Here is a 20,269-nt window from a genome sequence, read left to right on the forward strand (position 1 = left end):
AGGAGAAGGCCCTGATGAAGGCCGCCCAGGACAGGGGCCTCACCGTGAGGATGATCGATTCCTCAGACATCGTAATGGACCTGAACGGAAAGGTACCGGAGGAGTTCGGTGACGTGACGCTGCAGCGTTCTGTCAGTTATTACCGGGGGCTGCACATAACCGCCTACCTGGAGTACCTGGGCCACCCCGTTGTGAACGACCTGAACAGCACACTGATAAGCGGCAACAAGATGCTCTCCTCACTTGCCTTCGTGAAGAACCGGGTGCCGACACCGCACACGGTTGTGGCCTTATCCACTGAGAAAGCAATGGAGCATTCTCAGGCATACTTGGTGGCAGGGCCGTGATAAAGCCCGTGACCGGTAGCTGGGGCAGGATGGTGGCACTCCTCAGGGACAGGGATGCTGCGGAAGCCGTCCTGGAGGACAGGGAACACATGTATCCCCCCCTGTACTCCGTCTCATACCTCCAGGAGTTCGTCGAGAAGCCAGGGAGGGACATCAGGGTGTTCGTTGCAGGAGACCGTGCCCTGGCCGCAATATACAGGTACCGGGGGGGAGACCAGTGGAGGACCAACACTGCACGTGGTGGGAGGGCGGAGAAGTGCCCGATAGACAGCGAGCTGGAGGATGTGGCCGTGAGGGCCGCAAGGGCAGTGGGCCCCCCCGGGGGTGTACGGTGTGGATGTGATGGAATCGAAGGACGGCTACCTCGTCCACGAGATCAACGGCACCACGGAGTTCAAGAACACGGTGGCCCAGACAGGCGTCGACATACCAGGGGCCATCGTGGACTACGCCCTGAGTGTGATAAAATGAACGTCTCCCGGGCCCTTCTGGAACTCCTGGAGCACTATTCGCCGAGCGGCAGGGAGGAGGGCGTTGCCAGGGTCGTTGAGAGGCTGGCCAGTGAGGCTGGGTACAGCCAGGTTCGTGTGGATGCAACTGGCAACGTCATAGCGGAGGCCGGCTCGGGGGGGAGGCCCAGCGTTCTGCTCTGCGGCCACATGGACACCGTGGCAGGCTTCATTGAGCCCAGGGTGGATGGCGACCGAATATTCGGGAGGGGGGGAGCGGTGGACGCCAAGTCACCTCTACTGGCCCTCCTGCTCGGCGGCGCATGGCACACAGGTCTGGCTTCCCTGGGAAGGTGGTGTTCGCGGGCGCTGTTGGCGAGGAGAGCAGGAGCAAGGGCATATACAGCATATCCAGGGAGCTCCAGGCGACGGACTTCGCTGTGTTCGGCGAACCCAGCAACACCAAGGACATCACCGTTGGGTACAAGGGCAGGCTCCTCGTTTCGGTTTCTGTGGACACAGAGGCGCACCACGCAAGTGCACCATGGCTGGGCAGGAACGCTGTTGACGTCGTTTATGATATCCTGGGAAGGCTGAGGGGCGAGTTCGGGAACGGCTCACAGTTCAGGGACACCTCATGCTCCGTTACAAGGCTGAGTGCGGGCACCGCGCACAACGTCACGCCCTCCAGCGCGAGGATGCTACTGGACTTGAGGTTCCCGCCATCGGTCACCGCGGCGGAGGCCATGGAGAGGCTCAGGGGCGTGCTTGGCGGCGACGGTAGCCTGAGGGTGAGGAAGCTCTCCTCTGTGGAAGCCTATGTCTCCGACATGAAGTCGCCCCCCCTGGTCGCGAGCTTCAGGAGGGCCATTGAAAGTGTCACGGGCTCAAGGCCGTCTCTCCTGTTCAAGAGCGGGAGCGGGGGGGACATGAACATCCTGGGCAGGCTCTGGGGGATCCCGTGCATAACATACGGTCCAGGCGACCCGCAGATGTCACACACCCGGCTGGAGTGGGTGAGTGCAGGTGACGTGGAGAAGGCCGCTTCGGTCACGGCGGAGGCCCTCCTTGGCCTTGGCAATGTGTCCAGGGGGGGTGATTGATGCCATACCGGTCCGTATACGTGGGCTTCCATGGCACAACCTTAAATAGGGGGGGTGGTATGATACGCTCTATCACATGAACGCTTACGACGGTCGTGAGATGACTCCTGCAAAGGACAGGAGTCGGTGCCTTCATCAGTGATGGCCTGGAGCGCAGGGACACAAGATCTCTTCTACCAAAGGTCGCTGAGAGGCTGAGGCTCACATTCTCGCTGTGGGGGGCTATGAGGAGGCCTTCCTGCCGAAGGTGCAGAGGTACGATGGCCTGCTCGCCGATGGCATACGCCTTGTGTACGGCAACGAGTTCTACGTTGCGGGCCAGACCTGACTTCGCAGATAGCGGTGAACTGGAGGCGGGACACCTGGAGCAGGAGGCTGTACTACATTTCCCAGGTCCTGAGGTCCGGCCCTGAGGGCCAGTGCAGGCTGGCGCTGAGGTCGTGCGCGGCGATCCCCCCCTGGATGACACGGTTGAGGCCATATCCCTGATGATATCTTGCCTCGAATCCCTGGGCATAGGGGGGGACTTCTCCATCGACGTGGGTGACATGTCTGTGATAAAGGAGGCAGTGCCGGAGTCACTTTGGGAGCAGGTCAGGTCCGCGTTCCTGAGGAGGAGTCCTGGTGTCCTGCGGCAGGTACCACTCGACGACAGGTCGAGGGCAAAGCTGCTGGAATTCCTGGGTTCCAGGGGGGGAGAGAGCATGGGCATCCCGTCCCTGGAGTACATTAGGGAGAAGGTGGGGGGGACAGCAGGCTCACCTTTGACATGTGCACCGTGAACCCGGAACCTTACTATAGCGGGATCGTCTTTGAGGTCTACTCTCCCAGGAGCGGTGTCCTCCTTGGCAGGGGGGGTGGAAGGTACTCCATAGGCAGCTTCTCAGGCTCAGGCTTCGCCCTGGACATGGAGGCAATCGCCTCGCTCTACGACAACAGGAGGGGGGGCGTGGAGAGGAGAGTGATCACGCGGTCAGACATAGGCCGGGCCATGGTGGAGGCCAGGCGTATGGTCAGCATGGGCATACCTGTGGAGGTGGTGCCGTGATCTTCGTGATCCCCCAAGGGCCGGCTGATGGGGGGGCCCTCCCTGCAGGTGCTCAGGCTATCGGGTGTGGAAGTCCCGGACACTGCGGGCAGGTCACTGGCCCTCAGGTCTGGGGGGCAACACCTTCCTGATATCCAGGGCGGCGGACGTTCCGGGCTACGTGGAGGCAGGGGCGGAAATAGGCATAACGGGGGGGAGCGATGTGGTCGAGGAGAGCGGGAATGACGTGCTGGTCCCCCTGGACCTCCCGTTCGGCAGGTGCAGGCTCAGCATAGCCGCACCGCCTGGCTTCAGGGGGGGCCTGAGGGACGGAGTCAGGATAGCGTCCAGGTACACGAACATAGCCTCAAGGCTGCTCTCCAGCAGGCGCGTGAGCGGTTCCGTGCTCAAGCTCTCCGGCTCTGTGGAGCTGGCCGCGGTCACTGGCATGGCCGATGCGATCCTTGATATAGTTGAGACTGGCAGGACACTGGAACAGAACGGCCTGCTGGAGTACGAGAAGGTGATGGACGTGCGTGCCAGGTGGTTGTGAACAGGGTCTCGTGGAAGACGAAGTACAGGGAGATGAGGGCCCTTATCTCGAGGATGGAGGCGGCATGCAATGGGGGGGGTATTGAGAGTTACGTTGCCGGTATCCTTGAGGATATAAGGGCCCACGGGCTGGAAGCGCTGAGGCGCTACTCACAGGAGTTCGACGGCTTCGGTGGCCCCTTCCGTGTACCGGAGGACGAGGTCGAGGGTTCAGGGCAGTTGCTCCCCCAGGGTGTCAGGGAGTCGATAGAGAGGGTGGTGGAGAGGGTCACGGAACACCACAGGCTGCAGGTGAGGGGGGGGAACGAGCTCTATGTTAAAGACGGCTCACTCTACGGCATACTCAGGAGGCCCATCAGGAGGATAGGCATATACGTGCCCGGGGGGGGCAAGCCCCTCCCCTCTTCACTGATAATGGCAGCAGTGCCGCCAGGGTGGCCGGGGGGGTTGAGGAGATCGCCGTGTGCACGCCACCGAAGTCAGGCAGGGTTGCAGCGGAGATACTGTATGTGGCTAAGGTCCTGGGCATAAGGGAGGTGTACAGGATAGGAGGTGTGCAGGCCATAGCTGCCATGGCCTTCGGTGTTGGCATGGAGAGGGTCGACAAGATATTCGGTCCAGGGAATAGGTACGTAAATGAAGCGAAGAGGCAGGTCTTCGGGCAGGTGGGCATAGACGGCCTCGCAGGCCCATCGGAGGTCTTCGTTGTATCCGATGGGAGCCAGCCCCCCCCGAACTGGTCCTTGCCGACCTGGAATCGCAGCTGGAGCACGGGCCAGATTCGAAGGCATGGCTATGCACCACGTCCGCCAGGGAGGCCATGTCGCTCAACGGGGGGGGCAGGATAGAGGTCATGCTCGCCGGTAGCGTGGAGGAGTGCATAGACAGGGCCAACGAGATTGCACCTGAGCACCTGGAGATACTGTGCGCTGAGCCCCCCCTCAGGTACCTGGAAAGGGTGAAGAACGCAGGTGCGGTCTACATGGGGGCCCTTCACACCTGTGCCGGCGGGTGACTACTTCCTCGGCGTCAACCATGTCCTCCCAACGGGCGGCACGGTCAGGTTCGGCTCAGCGCTAACTGTGGAGGACTTTGTCAGGCGCATCTCGTTTGCGCACGTGTCCAGGGGGGGTGACTTTCAGTCCGGTGTCGGGAGCGGCATAACCCTGGCCAGGGCTGAGGGCATGGAGGGGGGGCATGCAAGGTCTCTGGAGGCGAGGCTGTGAGGAGGCAGACCAGGGAGACCGATGTTTACGTTGAGGTCTCCACAGGGCCTGGGAGCACCGAGGTCGCCACCGGTGACAGCGTCTTCGACCACATGCTGAGGACTCTCTACTTCCACGCGAGGTTCTCGGGCACTGTGAGGGCCACCTGGGACCTCAGGCACCACCTCTGGGAGGACGTGGGCATCACCATGGGGGGGCAGGAGCTCAGGCGGTTCAGGGAGAACTGTGCGAGGTTCCACTCCACCATCGTGCCAATGGACGAGTCGCTGGTCCTGTGTTCCGTGGACGTCTCAAGGGCCTTCCTCAGCTTTGATATGGATGTCAGGGAAGCGGAGGGCTTCGACCCGATGCTGGTCCGTGAGTTCATGTGGGCCCTCTGCAGGGAGCTCGGCCTCACGCTCCACATCGTCGGCATGAGGGTGGGGGGGAACACACACCACGCCGTGGAAGCATCGTTCAAGGCCCTTGGCATGTGCTTGGCAGTGCGCTCAGGCCCTCTGACAGGACCGAGAGCACGAAGGGGTCACTATGATGGGCGTTGTTGACCTAGGTCTTGGGAACATGAGCAACGTGCTCAGGGCCGTGAGGGGCACCGCAGTGAGGGATGTCTACGGTGTCGAAAGGGCGAGTGCACTCATCATACCTGGCGTCGGTTCTTTCAGCGCGGCCATGCCGACGCTGGAAACGGTGAGGGAAGCGATCATTGGCAGGGTGAGGGAGGGCATACCCGTGCTGGGGGGGATATGCCTGGGCCTGCAGCTCCTCTACGAGGGAAGCGAGGAGGGACCTGGCCGCGGCCTGAGCATATTCAGGGGGGGCACCGTGAAGCGCTTCTCAGGAGTCCGGGTGCCCCACATAGGCTGGAACCAGGTGGAGCCGTCAGGAGAATCTGTGCTTCTGAAGGGCATAAGGCGTGGGGGGGAGTTCTTCTACTTCGTGCACTCCTATTACGCCCCGGTATCGGAGTTCACAAGGGGGGGCTTGACGGATTACGGGGGGGGTGCCTTCTCTTCTGTGGTCGAGAAGGGCAACGTTTTCGGGGGGTGCAGTTCCATCCAGAGAAGTCTGGCCAGGCAGGGGGGGCCAGGGTGCTAAGGAACTTCGGGGGGGTGATGGCATGAGGTTCAGGGTATTTCCAGCAGTTGACATACTCAACGGCAGGGCGGTGAGGCTGTACCGGGGCATGAGGGAGAGGGCCACGGACTACGGCGACCCCCCCGTGGAGGTGGCGGAGAGGTTTGCATCGGTAACCGGCACGCTCCACATCATCGACCTTGACGGTGCATTCACAGGCTCGCCTAAGAACATGGCAGTCGTGAAGAGGATCGTTGACAGGACAGGTGCCTACGTGCAGGTGGGAGGTGGATTCCGGAGGATGGAGGCGATAGAGGAAGCATATTCCACAGGCGTCCGCTCGGTTATACTGGGCACAGCTGCACAGGACCTCGATTTTGTCAGGGAGGTCGTCAGGCTCTTCCCGGATACGGCTGTCAGCCTGGACTCCAGGGGGGGCGGCCTCATGGCCACCAACGGCTGGACCCGCGTCTCAGGGCGGCATGTGTCCTCGGGCTACTCTGCCATGAAAGGCTGGTGAGGAGGTTCATATACACGTCCGTGGACAGGGACGGCACCATGGCCGGTGTGGAAACGGTCGAGAGGTTCTGGGCAGACGAGGACTTCATTTACGCGGGCGGGGTGACAACCGCTGACGACGTCCTGAGGCTCATCAGGTCAGGCTTCACTGGCTGCATAATAGGGAAGGCTCTTTACGAGGGCACGGTTGACCTGAAGTCCCTGGGGGGGGCCTGTGAGTTGCTGGCGAAGAGGGTTGTCGTTGCGCTTGACGTGGCCGGTAGGAGGGTTGTCAAGGGCATCCGCTTCAGGGGGGGCCTGAGGGACGCAGGGGGGGACCCCGTGGAGCTGGCACGGCACTACGAGGAGCAGGGTGCAGACGAGGTCGTGTTCCTTGACATAACGGCCTCCCGGGAGTCCAGGGAAACCATGGTGGCACTGGCAAAGGCTGTGGCGGAGGTGCTAACAGTCCCGTTCATGGTCGGCGGCGGAATCGGGGGGGACCTCGTGACAGCGGTGAACATAATAAGGTCAGGTGCGGACAAGGTCTTCGTGAACACTGCAGCCGTAAGGAACCCGGAGCTGCTGAGGGACATGGCCAGGACAATCGGCTCCTCCAACGTGGTCTGCGCCATTGACGCAAAGAGGGCAGGGGGGGGAGGGTACGAGGTCTTCGTGGCTGGCGGTACTGCACCAACTGGCCTCAAGCTTGAAGACTGGGCCCGCAGGGTGGAGGACCTCGGGGGGGCAGGTGAAATAATGCTGACGTCCATTGACAGGGACGGCACAGGACAGGGCTTCGACACTGGCATGCTAACGGCAGCAAGGGAGGCCACATCGCTACCAATAATAATTTCCGGGGGGGCGCGGGGGGGACCATGGAACACTTTCTCGATGCGTTCAGGGCAGGCGCTGACGCGGCCCTGGGGGGGCCTCGGTCTTCCACTATTCCCGCTTCAGCATTGGCGACCTTAAGGAATACCTCTGGAGGAACGGTATACATGTCAGGAGGTGAACTGGCGGAACTCATTTCAAGGATAGGCGACAGGGTGCTCCCGGTGGTGGTGCAGTCCGTAGGGGGGAGAGGTGCTGACCCTGGCCTACGCCAACAGGGAGGCCCTGGAGCTCACGGCCCGGACAGGTTACGCCCACTATTATTCGAGGTCCATGGGCAGGGTGAGGATGAAGGGGGGGGAGGTGAGCGGCAACACCCAGAGGGTAGTTGAGATAAGGGGGGGAGACTGCGACTTCGACTCTCTCCTTTACCTGGTGGAGCAGAAGGGGGGGCCTGCCTGCCACATGGGCTATAGGACGTGCTTCTTCAGGAACGCTCCCGGTGCGGAGAGGGAGAACGTTGATTACTCCCTTGCTGTTCTCAGAGACCTGGAGGACGTGATTGAGAGAAGGAGGAGGGAGGGCGGAGAAAACTCGTACACCCGGAGCCTCTTCATGAAGGGGGGGAGGGAGGAGGTCTACAAGAAGTTCGGGGGGGAGGAGAGCATCGAGGTGCTGCTCGCGCAGGGGGGGAGGGAGAGGATCATATACGAGGGTGCCGACATGCTCTACCACTTTCTGGTGCTCCTGAACCTGAACGGTGTCAAGCTCTCTGAAATCATGTCGGAACTTTCGAGGAGGAGGAGATGAGGTACCAGAACAGGCCATCTGCCTTGTCAGGCTTGATAGGAACGAGAGCCCCCTTCGATATACCTGCAGAGGTCAAGGAAGAGGCGGTAAGGGCCATGCTGGAAAGGGAATGGAACAGGTACCCGGACGCTGAGGGGGGGGAAGGCCTCAGGCAGGACATAGCGGATTCACTGGGACTGGGCATGGGGAACGTGGTTGTGGGAAACGGCAGCGACGACCTGCTGCCAGAGGTCATAACCATGTTCAGGCGTATCTATGTATACGAACCGACATTCGAGATGTACAGGTTCTTTGCAGAGAAGCACGGGGTGCAGTACGTCCCGGTGTGGCTCAGCCCGGAGTTCAGGTTCCCGGAGCCTCCGGAGACAGGCAGCGGCGACCTTCTGGTAGTGTGCAGGCCCAACAACCCGACCGGGACGGAGGCGGAAGAGGACATAGTCCTTTCAGCACTGGAGCGTGGCACCAATGTCCTTCTAGATGAAGCGTACTGGGACTTCTCTGGCCACACGATGGTAGAAAAGGTCAGCGATTACCCGAACCTAATGGTGCTCCGGACATTCTCCAAGGCGTTCTCCATGGCAGGCGTGAGGGTCGGCTACCTGGTGGCCAGTGAAGAGACGGCATCTAGGGTGCTGGGCAGGAGGGCGCCGTTCCCGGTCAACGTCCTCTCAGAGTGCGTGGCGCGTGCAATGCTGAGGCACCGCGACCTCGTCAGGAAGACTGTCGATTACATAGTGGCTGAGCGGGAGAGGATGGAGCAGCGGCTGGGCGAACTCTGCGTCAGGAGCACCACAAACTTCTTTCTTGTAAAGGGCGACATGAGGGAGAGGCTGGCCGAGAGGGGGGGCATCCTGGTCAGGAAACTGTCTGGCAGGCTATCTGAGATGAGCAGGGTCACCGTGGGCGAGAGGAGGGAGAACGACGCGTTCCTGGAGGCCTACCTTGAGCTGGTGTCCGGGGGGGCTGGCGGCCGCCTGGCCGGGCCATGATGGTTTAGGCACCACCACAGGGGGGGCGGCTTGAAGCGGAAGCACTGGTAGGCCCCCTTGACCGGCATGCCCGTGTTGCCATGGTGTGCATGGTGCCGGGACAGGTAACCCATGGCCTGTCGTCATGCGGATTACCAGGCCATGAAGTGCCGGTATATCTGGTGGAGCACAGCTGGTGGCACCGTACCTCGGTCTATGGTGCCGGGCGAATGGGAGGCGCCCACCGCTGGCCAGTTTCCGTTTTGAAAAGTTGCCGTATTTTCACTGCAGTTTCTACCATTCCCTTCACCCCTGACAGTTCATGCATCAATATATTACAGCTAACTAGTCTAATACTTAATATATTACAATAGATGTCACTTGATATCAGAAATGAAATGAATAAATAGATACAATTGATAATACTGTGTATGGAAAGTGCGAACGCGGAACATACGCACGAGAACCAGGACAGGAAACTGAGGAAAGCGCTCTCCACCTGGGACCTGCTGATGCTCAGCGTGGGCGGCATAATAGGCTCCGGCTGGTTATTTGCCGCCTACGGTGCATCCGTCCTCTCGGGGCCAGGCTCCATAGCGGCCTGGGTTATAGGGGGGCGTCATAGTGATATTCATAGCGCTCGTCTATGCGGAACTGGGCGCGATGATACCTAGGAGCGGTGCCATAGTGAGGTACGGATACCTGTCACATGGCAGCTTCGCTGGTTTCATATTTGGCTGGGCTTACTTTCTCAGCGCTGTTTCTGTCCCGGCCATCGAGGCGGAGGCTGTGGTGACCTATGCCGCCAGCTACGTGAAGCACCCTACCCTGGTGGCCAACGGTGTCATGACTGGCATCGGGACGCTCATTGCCATGCTCCTCATGACCGGCTTCTTCGTCCTGAACTACTTCGGTGTCAACATAATGGGCAAGTCAAACCAGGGCCTGACATGGGTGAAGGTGGCCATACCTGTCGTGACGATAGTGGTGCTCTTCGCGGTGCACTTCAACCCCTCAGATGTGGTGCCTCCCAACGGCTTCCTCCCGTACGGGTGGGCGCCCGTATTCGCCGCAATATCGAGCAGTGGCATAGTCTTCTCGTACTTCGGCTTCAGGCAGGCCCTGGACTACGGTGGCGAGGCCAAGAACCCGCAGAGGTCGATACCGATAGCAACTGTTGTCTCTGTGCTGATAGGCATACTCATTTACTCGCTCCTCCAGGTCCTCTTCGTAGGGGGGGCATCAACTGGTCGGCAATGGGCATTGCCCCCGGGCCAGTGGCAGACACTGAACGCCCTGGCCACAGCAAGGGATGCCGCGGCCCTGCACCCCCTTGCCTATAACCTGAGGAACTCACCGTTCGCAACGATAGCACTTTCAGCCGGCATGGTGTGGCTCACTTACACACTTTATGCGAGCGCATACCTGGCGCCTGCAGGGACGCTCAACGTGTACATGGGCACATCCACAAGGACACTCTACGGCATGGCGGTGAACGGCCACCTACCTGCTTCGTTCAAGAGGATCAGCGATTGGACCAGGATACCACTGCTGCCCCTGGTGGCCACGCTGCTCGTTGGCTTCCTCTTCTTCCTCCCATTCCCCAGCTGGTACAAGATGGTGGGCTTCATAAGCGGGGGGGCCACGGTATTCACCTACGTGGTCGGCGGGGGGGCCGCCCTCATGAACCTGAGGAGGCAGGCGCCAGAGCTGAGGAGGCCCTTCAGGCTGTGGGGGGGTGCCAGGGTGCTATCGCCGGTCGCGTTCGTCCTGGCCTCTGAGACGGTGTACTGGACTGGGTGGCCGGACACGCTCTACCTCGCGATAGCGATATTCGCAGGCTTCATCCTCTACTTCGCCCTTGCCTTCGCCGGCAAGATCAGGCAGAGCTTCGACAGAAAGAACCTGAAGGCAGGTGCCTGGGTGCCTGTGTTTATCCTAGCCCTGACGCTCCTCTCCTACCTCGGAGAGTACGGTGGAATCGGTGTCCTGGGGTTCCCTGTGGACCTCATCGTTGTGGCGGTATTCAGCCTCGGCATGTACTTCTGGGCAGTGCACTCGGGCATCAGGACGGAGGAGGTGGAGGCCATGGTCAGGTCAGGGGGGGACCAGTACGTCTGATGCACACCCTTACCCCTGGCCCACATGTCCTGAATTCTTGCCCACAGGCTCGGGATTTTCCGTTCGACCAAGTTTTTAATACTATCACCGCATTGCGTCCTGAAATCGTAAATCTCTTTACGAAATTCGTAGAGGTGTACGTGTTGGCAATGAACATGGTGGAGAAGATCCTGGCGGAACATTCCGGCCTTAGCACGGTGTCGCCGGGCGATATTGTGAATGTGAGCGTGGACAGGGCCATACTCCTGGACATAGCTGGACTGCACCCAGAGCTGGTGAGGAACCCGCCGAAGAGGCCATTCGATCCGGACAGGGTGTCCATAGTGTTCGACCACTTCGTGCCGCCGGCAACCGTAGAGCTGGCGGAGGGCACGAGCAAGATAAGGAAGCTTGCAAGGGCGTGGGGGGGCATAAGAAACTTCTATGACGCCGGCAGGGGGGGAGGCATATCGCATGCCCTCGGGGGGGCCGAGCTTGGCTGGTTTGTGCCCGGGTCGATAATAGCGAACACAGATTCGCACTCGGTAGCAGCGGGTGCCTTCAACTGCCTGAGCAGGGGGGGGCTGGGCACCCCCCCGGAGCTCATGCAGGTGCTCTGCACGGGCAGGACGTGGTTCATCGTCGGGGGGGAGACAGTGAGGATAGACTTCCAGGGTGGCCTCAGGAAGGGCGTTGAGGCCAAGGACGCCTTCTTCGAGATAGCCAGGCGGGTGGGTGACATATCCAACATGAACATAGAGTTCGGTGGAGACATGCACTCTCTCTCCATGGACGACAGGTCCTCAATATCCGCCATGACGGCGGAGCTGGGGGGGGTGGAGTTCTCCATCTTCGAGCATGACAGCGTCTTATCTTCATACCTTTCAGGCCGGGTAGGTAACTACAGGCCCGTGGCACCGGATGCAGGTGCCCCGTACGCACAGACGCACACTGTTGACCTCGGGGGGGAGCTGGAGCCAATGGTCGCGGTGCCCCCACAACGTCGTGGGCAACGTAAGGCCAGTCGGTGACGTGCAGGGCACCAGGATAGACCAGGCTGTAATCGGCTCATGCGCCAACGGACGCTGCATGACCTTGAGGTGGCCGCGCGGATACTGAAGGGCAGGAAGGTAAACAGGGACGTGAGGCTCATCGTCACTCCGGCCACGGTAAACATATACAGGGAGGCCCTGGAGCTGGGCTACATAAAGGCGATCGCGGAGGCCGGGGCGGTGGTCACAAACCCCACGTGCGGCTCGTGCTTCGGTGGCCACATGGGGGGGCTGCTGGCCCCGGGCGAGGTTGCTGTGACCTCCACCACCAGGAACTTCAGGGGCAGGATGGGCTCCAGGGACGCCAGCATATTCCTGGCCTCGAGCGCCACAGTGGCCGCCTCCGCCCTGAACGGCTACATCTCAGACCCCCCCAGGGAGGTGATGGCACAGTGACAGCCCACAGGGTCATGGGGAGGGCCTGGGTCTTCGGCGACAACGTAAACACCGATAATATGTACCCGCACATCTGCTACACGCTGCCGGAAAGGGATAGCCAAAATACACCATGTGGGCCAACAGGCCGGGCTGGGCCGAGCAGGTCAGGCCCGGAGACCTCCTGGTGGCAGGGAAGAACTTCGGCCTTGGGTCTTCCAGCCTGCGGCGACAAACCTCCTGATGCTCGGCATCAGGGCTGTATTCGCAGAATCGGTGAACGGCCTCTTCCTGAGGAACGCCGTGAACGTGGGCCTCCCGGCCGTGGCCGTGCCTGGCATAACCTCCGCGGTGACGGAGGGCCAGACCCTGGAGGCCGACCTGGACGAGGGGGGGTGGGTGAGGACGGAGGAGGGGGGGAGGAGATAAGGTTCAGGCCCCTCCCGGCCTTCCTTATGGAGATAATAGACGCGGGAGGCATAATCGAAGTGCTCAGGGCCAGGGGGGGGCTCCTGAGCGAGGAGCCGCTTTAGGTGGTGCCATGGACAGGAGGCTCAGGCTCGCAGTGGCTGAGGGCGATGGGATAGGCAGGGAGGTGGTGCCGCAGGCCATCAGGGTCCTCAGGAGCGCCCTGGAAGCGTATGGGGGGGAGACTGAGGTCGAGTTGGTTGGCGTGCCCGTGGGCTGGGTATCGGTGGAGAGGTTCGGGAGGCCTCTGACTGACGCCGTCCTTGAGACCATAGCGGGGGGGTGCGATGCACTGGTCCTGGGCCCGCTGGAGGTCGGCAGCTACCCGGGGGGGACGCTGGAGGAGACGGTGAGCCCATCGGGCAGGATAAGGCGGCACTTCGATTTATACGCGAACATAAGCCATCAAGGTCAAGGGGGGGAGGAACATCTGCGGGAAGGAGGTCGATATTGTCATAGTGAGGGAGAACACAGAGGACTTCTACGCGGACAGGAACATGTTCAGAGGCTCCGGTGAGTTCATGCCCACCCCGGACGTGGCTATGTCCCTGAGGGTCATAACGAGGGCTAAGAGCCAGAAGATCTCAGAGGTCGCGTTCAGGTACGCCATGGGGGGGAGGAGGAAAAAGGTAACCGCTGTGCACAAGGGCAACGTGCTGCGCATGACGGATGGCCTCTTCCTGCAGGCATTCCGGCAAGTGGCCTCCAGGTACCCTGAGGTGAAGGCAGAGGACAGGATAGTGGATTCCACAGCCTACGACATGGTACTGCACCCTGAGAAGTTCGATGTCATCGTTACCACCAACATGTTCGGCGACATACTCTCCGATGAGGCGGCAGCTTTCGGGGACACTAGCTGGCACCCTCGATCAACGCTGGCGACAGCTTTGCCATGGCCCAGGCCGTCCACGGGTCCGCACCTGACATTGCAGGGAAAGGGATATCGAACCCCCCCATATCCGAGATACTCTCCGTGTCCATGCTCATGTCCTGGCTCTCTGAGAGGAAGGGCCTCAGGGACCTGGAGAAGGTAGCCTGGGCCATCGATGGTGCCGTAGACAGGGTGCTCCGGTCTCCGGAGGATCTGACCCCCCCGGATCTGGGCGGCAGAGGCACCACAGTGTCCCTGGCTGACAGCATCATCGCGGAGATGCGCTGATACGATCTCCTGAATGTACGGTACGGAATACGTAACAGACTGTCCTGATGGCTGGCAGGGAGACTGAGAGGTATATATTTTGAAATTTTCTGGAAAAGATGAAGAGAGACACGATCCGTCATCTATACGAAATTCGTAATCTGATTACGATTAATGATAATTTTATATCTCACATTGCCATGGGGGGGCAGGATAGCATGACACATGGGATCAGGGTTGGCCTCCTGGACTCCACCCTGCGGGAGGGCGAGCAGACACCGGGGGTCGTGTTCACGAGGGAGCAGAGGGTCGAGATTGCGAGGGCGCTTTCGGCGCTGGCATCAGCATGATAGAGGTGGGCCACCCGGCGGTGTCTCCGGACGTTTACGACGGCGTAAAGGAGATTATGCGGCTTAGGCGTGAGGGGGAGATCACGAGCGAGGTGGTGGCTCACAGCCGTGCAGTGCGCTCTGACGTTGACATTGCGATGGGCCTGGAGGTTGACAGGATAGCCATATGGTACGGAGTGAGCGACATCCACCTGGCGGCAAAGACCAGGGACACAAGGGAAGCTGCACTGCAGAAGATAGGCGACGCAATACAGTACGCGCATGACCATGGCTTCAGGGTGCGCTTCACCCCCCCGGAGGACGCCTCCAGGACGGACCAGGAGTACCTCATCCAGGTGATCAGGACAGCGAGGGAGTGCGGTGCGGACAGGATAGGCGTCGCGGATACTGTGGGCCTCCTTGACCCGGAGCAGACATCGGGCCTCTTCAGGAGGCTGAGGGCCGCAGAGCCAGGCGTTGAGTATGACTTCCACGGGCACAACGACCTGGGGGGGTGCGCGGTGGCCAACTCTCTTGCCGCCATATCAGCCGGGGGGGCGACCATAGTACACTGCACGGTCAACGGCCTCGGCGAGAGGGTGGGGGGGATAACGCCAACGCAGGTCATTGCTGTCGCCATCAAGCAGAAGTTCGGCGTGGACGTGGCCAGGCTGGACAGGCTCAGGGATCTCTCGGTCCTGGTGGAAAGGTACAGCGGCATACAGATGCCCCCCCCAACTATCCCATCACAGGAGACTTCGCCTTCGTGCACAAGTCGGGCGTACACGTCCAGGGCATACTGAGCGACCCGAGGACCTACGAGTTCATGGACCCATCCCTGCTAAACAGGAGCAGGGACTATGTGATCGACAAGTACACAGGCAAGCACGCGGTGAAGGCCAGGCTGGAGCGCATGGGCATCCCGCTAAGCGATGACGAGCTCACCAGGGTCATATCTGCCATAAAGAGGGCTGAGGATACCAGGTCGTTCTCCGATGCCGATCTCGTCGAGCTTGTGGAGAGGGAGACGGGAAAAAGGGTCTCCTCCAGCACGCCGGACAACATCGAGGCCATGGTGTCCGTCAAGTGCGAGTCGAACATCTACACAACATCAGTGGCCAGGAGGCTCAGCTCCATCCAGGGCGTCAGGCAGGTCGTGGAGGTTTCCGGGGGGGAGTACGACATTGTTGCATGGGTTGAGGGCAGCAGCACGAAGGAGATAAACAGGATAATAGAGGCCATGAGGTCGGTCAAGGGCCTCTCATCCACAAAGACGGACATGGTGCTCAAGAAGCTGCCCGCCTGAGGACCGTGCTAAGGGCAGGCTTGCTGCCGGTGGCCTAGCGGTACAGGGCATCCAGCCAACACATTCAGCAGGGGGCACCATATGTGGCCAGCCCATGCCTGTGGTCAAGGGAGAGCGGAGTGCACAAGGCCCTACGGGCTAGGGATGCCAGGAAACGGTCTCACGCGGGGGGGCTGTGCAGAGGGACTGGCCTATACGCCTCATCAGGGGGGGCGCTATTATCTGCTGCCTGTCTAGCCTGGCCACCCTGAGCTTCAGGCCGTCCACGCCCAGGACTATGACCTCATCGCCCACGTTTATGCTTGGCCCCACAACGATGGCGGACCATAGCTGGGAATTCACGCTCACAGTTACGTTCCCGTTGCTTATGCTCTTCACTATGGCCCTGCTGCCTATGAGGGCCTCCTTGCCCGTAACGGGTTTCCTGCCCCCCCACGGCCTCCTGAGGAAGAGCCTCGCGAACCAGGCGCCGAAGAAGAAGGCGAGAACCGCTGTGAGGATGATTTCCGCGTCGAATGTGAGGGAGGAAATATACATAATCCTTAATACAAAGTGGTGTTATAAAACCATTACCACCCTGCAGCCATGTTTTATAAGGGCGTGTATGCTGTATGCCCGTGTACATACCGAGGGAGTTCGCTGTCAGGGAGAGGGAGAGGATCGTTGGCTTCATGCAGAAGTACCCGTTTGCGCAGCTGCTGACGCCTGTTGATGGGGGGGACATTGAGATGACCCTCGTTCCCGTGGTCACAGTCCCTGGCGAGCAGATAGAGGCCTACTTCCACCTCTCAGTATTCAATGAGCACTGGAAGAAGGCCCAGGGCAGGAGGTCATACCTCGTGTTCTTCGGGCCACACCACTACATATCAGCCAGGTGGTACGGCGACAGGAGGTCTGTGCCCACCTGGAACTACGCTGTGGTGAAGGCCGCTGGCAGTGCCCAGGTAACGGACGAGGAGAAGAAGGCTTGGATCCTGAGGCGGCTCTCAGAGGTCTTTGACGCCGAGTGGGCGTCATGGCACATGGAGAGGGAGGACTACTACCGCACCATGATGAGGGAGATCGTTGGGATGAGGTTCCTGGTCGAGTCTCTGGAGGCCAAGTTCAAGATGAGCCAGAACAGGCCTTTGCCTGACAGGCTCAGTGCCATAGAACACCTGAGGGGGGCCTGCCGGACGGCAGGGAAACTGCTGAGTTCATGGAGGGCCTCCTGGGAAATGTGGAGTAGGGCTCTGCCCTGAGCCTCACTGTGATATCTCATCTATGTTTTCACTCAGCTTTTCTATGAGCCTGTAGAACTCCCTGAGCTCCTCCTTGGAGAACGACTTTAGCGATTTCTCCACGAACCTCATGTGCGTCTCCCTGGCCTTCTCGAAGGTCTGCCTCCCGAGGTCGGTGATGGCTATCTTTATGACCCTCCTGTCCTCGTCTCCCCCCTGACCCTCCTGACCAGCCCCCCCTCTCCTCAAGCTTGTCTATCAGCCCGGTCATCCAGCCCTGGGAGACGTGCAGCATTTCGGCCAGGTAGGCCATATTGCACTCTCCCTCCTCGGAAAGGATGCGTATGGTGGAGTAGTCGTTGACCCCCCCGAGGCCCAGGGAGCTCAGGTTCCTTTCAACGCACCTGTACCACTTCTTCCACGTCCGCGAGTAGAGGCGCCATATATTTATCGGCTCAACGTCACTTCCCTCTCGGAGCACTGCTATCACCCCCCCTCTGCACCTGTAAGCTGCCGTCCAGGTCGTGCACGTACTTCTTGCCCCTCATGGCGGACGCGACCGCCGCGATGAAGGAGAGTGCCATGCCGAAGTAGAAGGTTATGTGGAGTGCTTCATGAAGGCAGGCGCTATGACATGCGGGAACCAGGTGTTGCTCTCAAGCGTCGATATTACCGAGGCGCTGAGGCCGCTGGTGGCGGATGATGGCAGGCTGCTGAGTATGGTGCCAACCGGGTTATAGCCCAGGAAGGCTGAGAAGAGCGCTGAGGTCGGCGGTATGTTGCTGAAGTACGGGGACAAGCGAGCTGGCGCCAGCCGCTGTAAGCGTGGAAGCGAAAGCGTGTGGCAGGCTGTAGGAGAGGTCGAGTATCACTATTGAGAAGAATATGGCAAGGCTCGCTGTCATGCCTGCGTTCTGCATCGTCGTCCTCATGCCTGATGCAGCACCCCTTGTCTCCGGGGGGGCACGGAGTTCATTATTGAGGCGGAGTTGGGCGAGGCGAACATGCCGCTGCCGAGGCCGAAGACAAGGAGCACGAGGGCGAAGTAGATGTAGACGAAGTTGTACGGGAGGAGTGCCAGGATTATGAAGCCACACCTGCGACGACCATGCCGAATGTGGCCAGGAACCTTGCCCCGTACTTGTCGGAGAGCGCACCGCTCAGCGGGCCCATGATCAGGAAGCCCGCGGTCAGGGGGGGAGCATGTAGACGCCTGCCCAGAACGGCGTCACAGAATAAGCGTAGCCATGGAGCGGGAGCCATATGCCCTGGAGCAGTATGATGAGCATGAACTGCAGCCCGCCCCTGCCTATGGAGCTGAGCATGCCCGCCAGGGTGCCATATGTGAAGGGCCTTATCTTGAACAGCTCCATCCTGAACATGGGCGAGCGCACCCTCTTCTCAACGAAGACGAAGGCCACAAGTACCGCGGCACCAACGACGATCGCTGCTATGACCAGCGGGTTTCCCCAGCCATGGTGCTCTTGCCGTACGGCATCAGGCCGTATGTTGCACCTACGAGTATTGAGGTCAGGCCCGCAGCGAACATCATGTTGCCCACATAGTCGATCTTCTGCTGCGTGTCCCTCCTGCCGACGTCCTTCAGCTTGAGGTATGACCAGACCGTTCCGAGGATGCCCACGGGCACGCTAACCAGGAACACGAACCTCCAGTTTATCGTGGCCAGTATGCCCCCCCAGGAGGAGGCCAATGAAAGAGCCAGAGAGGCCGGCCACCTGGTTCAGGCCAAGGGCCTTGCCCCCCCTCTCCGTCGGCGGGAAGGCGTCCGTGAGTATGGCGGCGCTGTTGGCCATGAGGAAGGCTCCGCCGACGGCCTGGACAAGCCTGAAGAGTATGAGCTCGAGGGCGCCGGTTGTACCCTTGCCCGGCGTCAAGAAGAGCAGTATGGAGCCGATGGTAAATATGAGGAAGCCCATGTTGTAAAGCCTTGTCCTCCCGAATATGTCTGAGAGCCTGCCGAATGTCACGAGCAGTGTGGCTGTGACTATGTTGTAGCCCATTATGATCCACAGCAGGTACACGAACGAACCAGGGGGGGCGAACGGGTTCAGGTCTATGCCCCCCTGAATATGGCTGGGAGCGAGATTATCAGGATCGTCTGGTTGATGAAGGCCATCAGTATGCTTATTGTGGTGTTTGACAGTGCTATCCATTTATACTGCACCATGATAATCATGTCCTAAATTATTTCAGCTATAAAACATTTCACTGGAAAAGTAAAATATCGGCGTTGATATACATCTCTTGGATGGAAAGGAACCGCAAGATACTCCTCATAGTGATCCTCCTCATAGTCGCGAACTTCGCGATGATGCTGATAGCGGCCATGATCAACGAGGGGGGGATGCTGAACCCCTGAGCTAAGTTAAAATACCGTCTGGGGGGGATTTTTGATACGATAGGGATGGCGCAGCTCAGAGAGCTCGAGCGTTTTGAGGAGAACTTCCTCGACCTGTGCCTAGATCCTGAGTACAAGGAAAAGCTGAGGCAGGAGATCGCCAAGAGGAGCGAGCCACTGGACAGGAAAGCCATGAAGAAGTACAAGGACAAGATAGAGAAGGTCAATGAGAAGTACAGGGAAAAGACGCTGAAGCACTGAGATTTTAAGTGGCCTGGCGATATCCATCCGATGCAAGCCGCTGTCCTGACCATAGGAAACGAGATACTTAAGGGAAAGACCGTTAACACCAACGCGGCCCACATCGGCCGCGTGCTCACATTTTCTGGCCACACCGTTGTCCTGGGCCTCACGGTAAGGGACGTGCGTGAGGAGATAGTCTGGGGGGGCTTCAGGACAGCATCACAGTTCGCTGACATAGTGGTCTCCACCGGAGGCCTTGGCCCTACATTCGACGACATGACATCGTCGTCTTTCGCTGAGGCCCTGGGACTACCGCTCGTTGAGAACCTGAGGCCATGGAGATGATAAGGTCCCGCCTCACCGCCAGGGGGGGCCTGGAGATGACAGAGAACAGGAGGAAGATGGCCATGATGCCCCAGGGGGGGCCAGAGCCATCAGGAACCTGGCAGGGACTGCCCCCCGGGATATATCTCGAAGCAGGGGGGGCAAGAAGTACCTGGTGACGCCTGGCGTGCCTGACGAGATGAGTCTGTGCTCGAGAACGCCATAGAACTGATCGCTGACAGGAACGTCAGGTACGCGGAGAGGTCGACGCTGGTGCGCGGCATAATGGAGAGCTCCTTTGCGCCCCCCATGTGGATGAGGTGATGAAGATGTTTGCGGGCAGGGTATACATAAAGAGCCACCCCCAGGCCCAGGGGGGGCCCCAGGGGGGGCCTGAGATAGAACTGGAGGTTTCCGCTTCTGGCCAGGACCCGAGGGGGGGACGTCGAGGGTGCCCTGCGGGAGCT

General features: G+C 60.1%; 14 protein-coding genes and 13 pseudogenes. 23 read left to right on the forward strand and 4 right to left on the reverse strand.

Translation table 11 applies throughout. The features are described 5' to 3' along the window. Positions 1-14 precede the first annotated feature (14 nt). Positions 15-818 (forward strand): annotated as a pseudogene (gene lysX, locus JCM13583_RS05425) (lysine biosynthesis protein LysX). Positions 819-852: 34 nt separating this feature from the next. On the opposite strand, the gene JCM13583_RS12310 reads toward lysX, so the two are convergent. Next, complete coding sequence (locus JCM13583_RS12310; protein ID WP_162509458.1) at positions 853-1,086, reverse strand: hypothetical protein; 234 nt, start codon at positions 1,084-1,086, stop codon at positions 853-855. A 33-nt stretch (positions 1,087-1,119) separates the two neighbouring features. Here JCM13583_RS12310 and JCM13583_RS05430 point away from each other — a divergent pair, with 33 nt between their 5' ends. From JCM13583_RS05430 to lysS, 18 genes and pseudogenes are all read left to right on the forward strand, one after another. Beyond that, positions 1,120-1,899 (forward strand): M20/M25/M40 family metallo-hydrolase, encoded by a 780-nt coding sequence (locus JCM13583_RS05430; protein ID WP_075056980.1) that lies wholly within the window; start codon positions 1,120-1,122, stop codon positions 1,897-1,899. A gap of 419 nt (positions 1,900-2,318) precedes the next feature. Continuing rightward, entirely contained in the window at positions 2,319-2,681 is a 363-nt protein-coding gene (locus tag JCM13583_RS12315; protein ID WP_162509459.1) for an ATP phosphoribosyltransferase regulatory subunit, read from the forward strand. Further along, positions 2,669-2,947 carry an ATP phosphoribosyltransferase regulatory subunit gene (locus JCM13583_RS12320; RefSeq protein WP_162509460.1) on the forward strand — a complete coding sequence of 93 codons (279 nt, stop codon included), beginning with the start codon at positions 2,669-2,671 and terminating at the stop codon, positions 2,945-2,947. Before JCM13583_RS12315 ends, JCM13583_RS12320 begins: the two co-directional genes overlap by 13 nt. A gap of 27 nt (positions 2,948-2,974) precedes the next feature. Beyond that, positions 2,975-3,535 (forward strand): annotated as a pseudogene (gene hisG, locus JCM13583_RS13890) (ATP phosphoribosyltransferase); the annotation flags it as partial. Then, positions 3,533-4,704: pseudogene (gene hisD, locus JCM13583_RS14335) on the forward strand (histidinol dehydrogenase). The pseudogenes hisG and hisD, both read left to right, overlap by 3 nt. Next, a pseudogene (locus JCM13583_RS05450) lies at positions 4,701-5,236 on the forward strand (imidazoleglycerol-phosphate dehydratase). The pseudogenes hisD and JCM13583_RS05450 overlap by 4 nt, the downstream one beginning before the upstream one ends. Then, positions 5,233-5,825: pseudogene (gene hisH / locus JCM13583_RS05455) on the forward strand (imidazole glycerol phosphate synthase subunit HisH). The pseudogenes JCM13583_RS05450 and hisH overlap by 4 nt, the downstream one beginning before the upstream one ends. Beyond that, positions 5,822-6,501: pseudogene (locus JCM13583_RS05460) on the forward strand (1-(5-phosphoribosyl)-5-((5-phosphoribosylamino)methylideneamino)imidazole-4-carboxamide isomerase); the annotation flags it as partial. The pseudogenes hisH and JCM13583_RS05460, both read left to right, overlap by 4 nt. 15 nt (positions 6,502-6,516) lie before the next feature. Further along, positions 6,517-7,291 (forward strand): annotated as a pseudogene (hisF, locus tag JCM13583_RS05470) (imidazole glycerol phosphate synthase subunit HisF). Next, positions 7,278-7,920 (forward strand): annotated as a pseudogene (locus JCM13583_RS05475) (bifunctional phosphoribosyl-AMP cyclohydrolase/phosphoribosyl-ATP diphosphatase HisIE). Before hisF ends, JCM13583_RS05475 begins: the two co-directional pseudogenes overlap by 14 nt. Next, entirely contained in the window at positions 7,917-8,909 is a 993-nt protein-coding gene (locus JCM13583_RS05480) for an aminotransferase class I/II-fold pyridoxal phosphate-dependent enzyme (RefSeq protein ID WP_162509461.1), read from the forward strand. The pseudogene JCM13583_RS05475 and the gene JCM13583_RS05480 overlap by 4 nt, the downstream one beginning before the upstream one ends. 410 nt (positions 8,910-9,319) lie before the next feature. Beyond that, positions 9,320-11,009, forward strand: a pseudogene (locus JCM13583_RS05485) (APC family permease). A gap of 143 nt (positions 11,010-11,152) precedes the next feature. After that, a pseudogene (locus JCM13583_RS05490) lies at positions 11,153-12,436 on the forward strand (3-isopropylmalate dehydratase large subunit). A gap of 14 nt (positions 12,437-12,450) precedes the next feature. After that, positions 12,451-12,948, forward strand: a pseudogene (locus JCM13583_RS05495) (3-isopropylmalate dehydratase). Positions 12,949-12,956: 8 nt separating this feature from the next. Continuing rightward, entirely contained in the window at positions 12,957-13,400 is a 444-nt protein-coding gene (locus JCM13583_RS12325) for a hypothetical protein (RefSeq protein ID WP_162509462.1), read from the forward strand. Beyond that, positions 13,342-13,917 (forward strand): hypothetical protein, encoded by a 576-nt coding sequence (locus tag JCM13583_RS12330; RefSeq protein ID WP_171823461.1) that lies wholly within the window; start codon positions 13,342-13,344, stop codon positions 13,915-13,917. The genes JCM13583_RS12325 and JCM13583_RS12330 overlap by 59 nt, the downstream gene beginning before the upstream one ends. Continuing rightward, complete coding sequence (locus JCM13583_RS13910; protein WP_171823462.1) at positions 13,869-14,042, forward strand: hypothetical protein; 174 nt, start codon at positions 13,869-13,871, stop codon at positions 14,040-14,042. Before JCM13583_RS12330 ends, JCM13583_RS13910 begins: the two co-directional genes overlap by 49 nt. 197 nt (positions 14,043-14,239) lie before the next feature. After that, positions 14,240-15,656 (forward strand): annotated as a pseudogene (lysS, locus tag JCM13583_RS05505) (homocitrate synthase). A 138-nt stretch (positions 15,657-15,794) separates the two neighbouring features. Here lysS and JCM13583_RS05510 read toward each other — a convergent pair. Then, entirely contained in the window at positions 15,795-16,193 is a 399-nt protein-coding gene (locus JCM13583_RS05510; RefSeq protein WP_075056983.1) for an NfeD family protein, read from the reverse strand. 80 nt (positions 16,194-16,273) lie between these two features. On the opposite strand from JCM13583_RS05510, the gene JCM13583_RS05515 reads away from it, so the two are divergent. Next, complete coding sequence (locus JCM13583_RS05515; RefSeq protein WP_075056984.1) at positions 16,274-16,897, forward strand: FMN-binding negative transcriptional regulator; 624 nt, start codon at positions 16,274-16,276, stop codon at positions 16,895-16,897. A gap of 28 nt (positions 16,898-16,925) precedes the next feature. Here the strand turns inward: JCM13583_RS05515 and JCM13583_RS05520 are convergent, their stop codons facing one another. Together JCM13583_RS05520 and JCM13583_RS05525 are read right to left on the reverse strand one after the other, a co-directional pair. Next, entirely contained in the window at positions 16,926-17,366 is a 441-nt protein-coding gene (locus JCM13583_RS05520) for a MarR family transcriptional regulator (RefSeq protein WP_162509465.1), read from the reverse strand. Next, positions 17,338-19,013: pseudogene (locus JCM13583_RS05525) on the reverse strand (MFS transporter). The gene JCM13583_RS05520 and the pseudogene JCM13583_RS05525 overlap by 29 nt, the downstream one beginning before the upstream one ends. 288 nt (positions 19,014-19,301) lie before the next feature. Here JCM13583_RS05525 and JCM13583_RS05530 point away from each other — a divergent pair. The 3 genes from JCM13583_RS05530 to JCM13583_RS13915 are packed head-to-tail and all read left to right on the forward strand — an operon-like array spanning position 19,302 to position 19,981. After that, complete coding sequence (locus JCM13583_RS05530; RefSeq protein WP_075056986.1) at positions 19,302-19,496, forward strand: hypothetical protein; 195 nt, start codon at positions 19,302-19,304, stop codon at positions 19,494-19,496. A gap of 30 nt (positions 19,497-19,526) precedes the next feature. Further along, the gene (locus tag JCM13583_RS05535) at positions 19,527-19,823 is read left to right on the forward strand and encodes a hypothetical protein (RefSeq protein WP_075056987.1); all 297 of its coding nucleotides are present in this window, start codon (positions 19,527-19,529) and stop codon (positions 19,821-19,823) included. After that, the gene (locus JCM13583_RS13915) at positions 19,814-19,981 is read left to right on the forward strand and encodes a hypothetical protein (protein ID WP_171823463.1); all 168 of its coding nucleotides are present in this window, start codon (positions 19,814-19,816) and stop codon (positions 19,979-19,981) included. Before JCM13583_RS05535 ends, JCM13583_RS13915 begins: the two co-directional genes overlap by 10 nt. Positions 19,982-20,269: the final 288 nt, after the last annotated feature.

It is taken from the genome of Thermogymnomonas acidicola JCM 13583 (assembly GCF_001316105.1).
GTDB lineage: Archaea > Thermoplasmatota > Thermoplasmata > Thermoplasmatales > Thermoplasmataceae > Thermogymnomonas > Thermogymnomonas acidicola.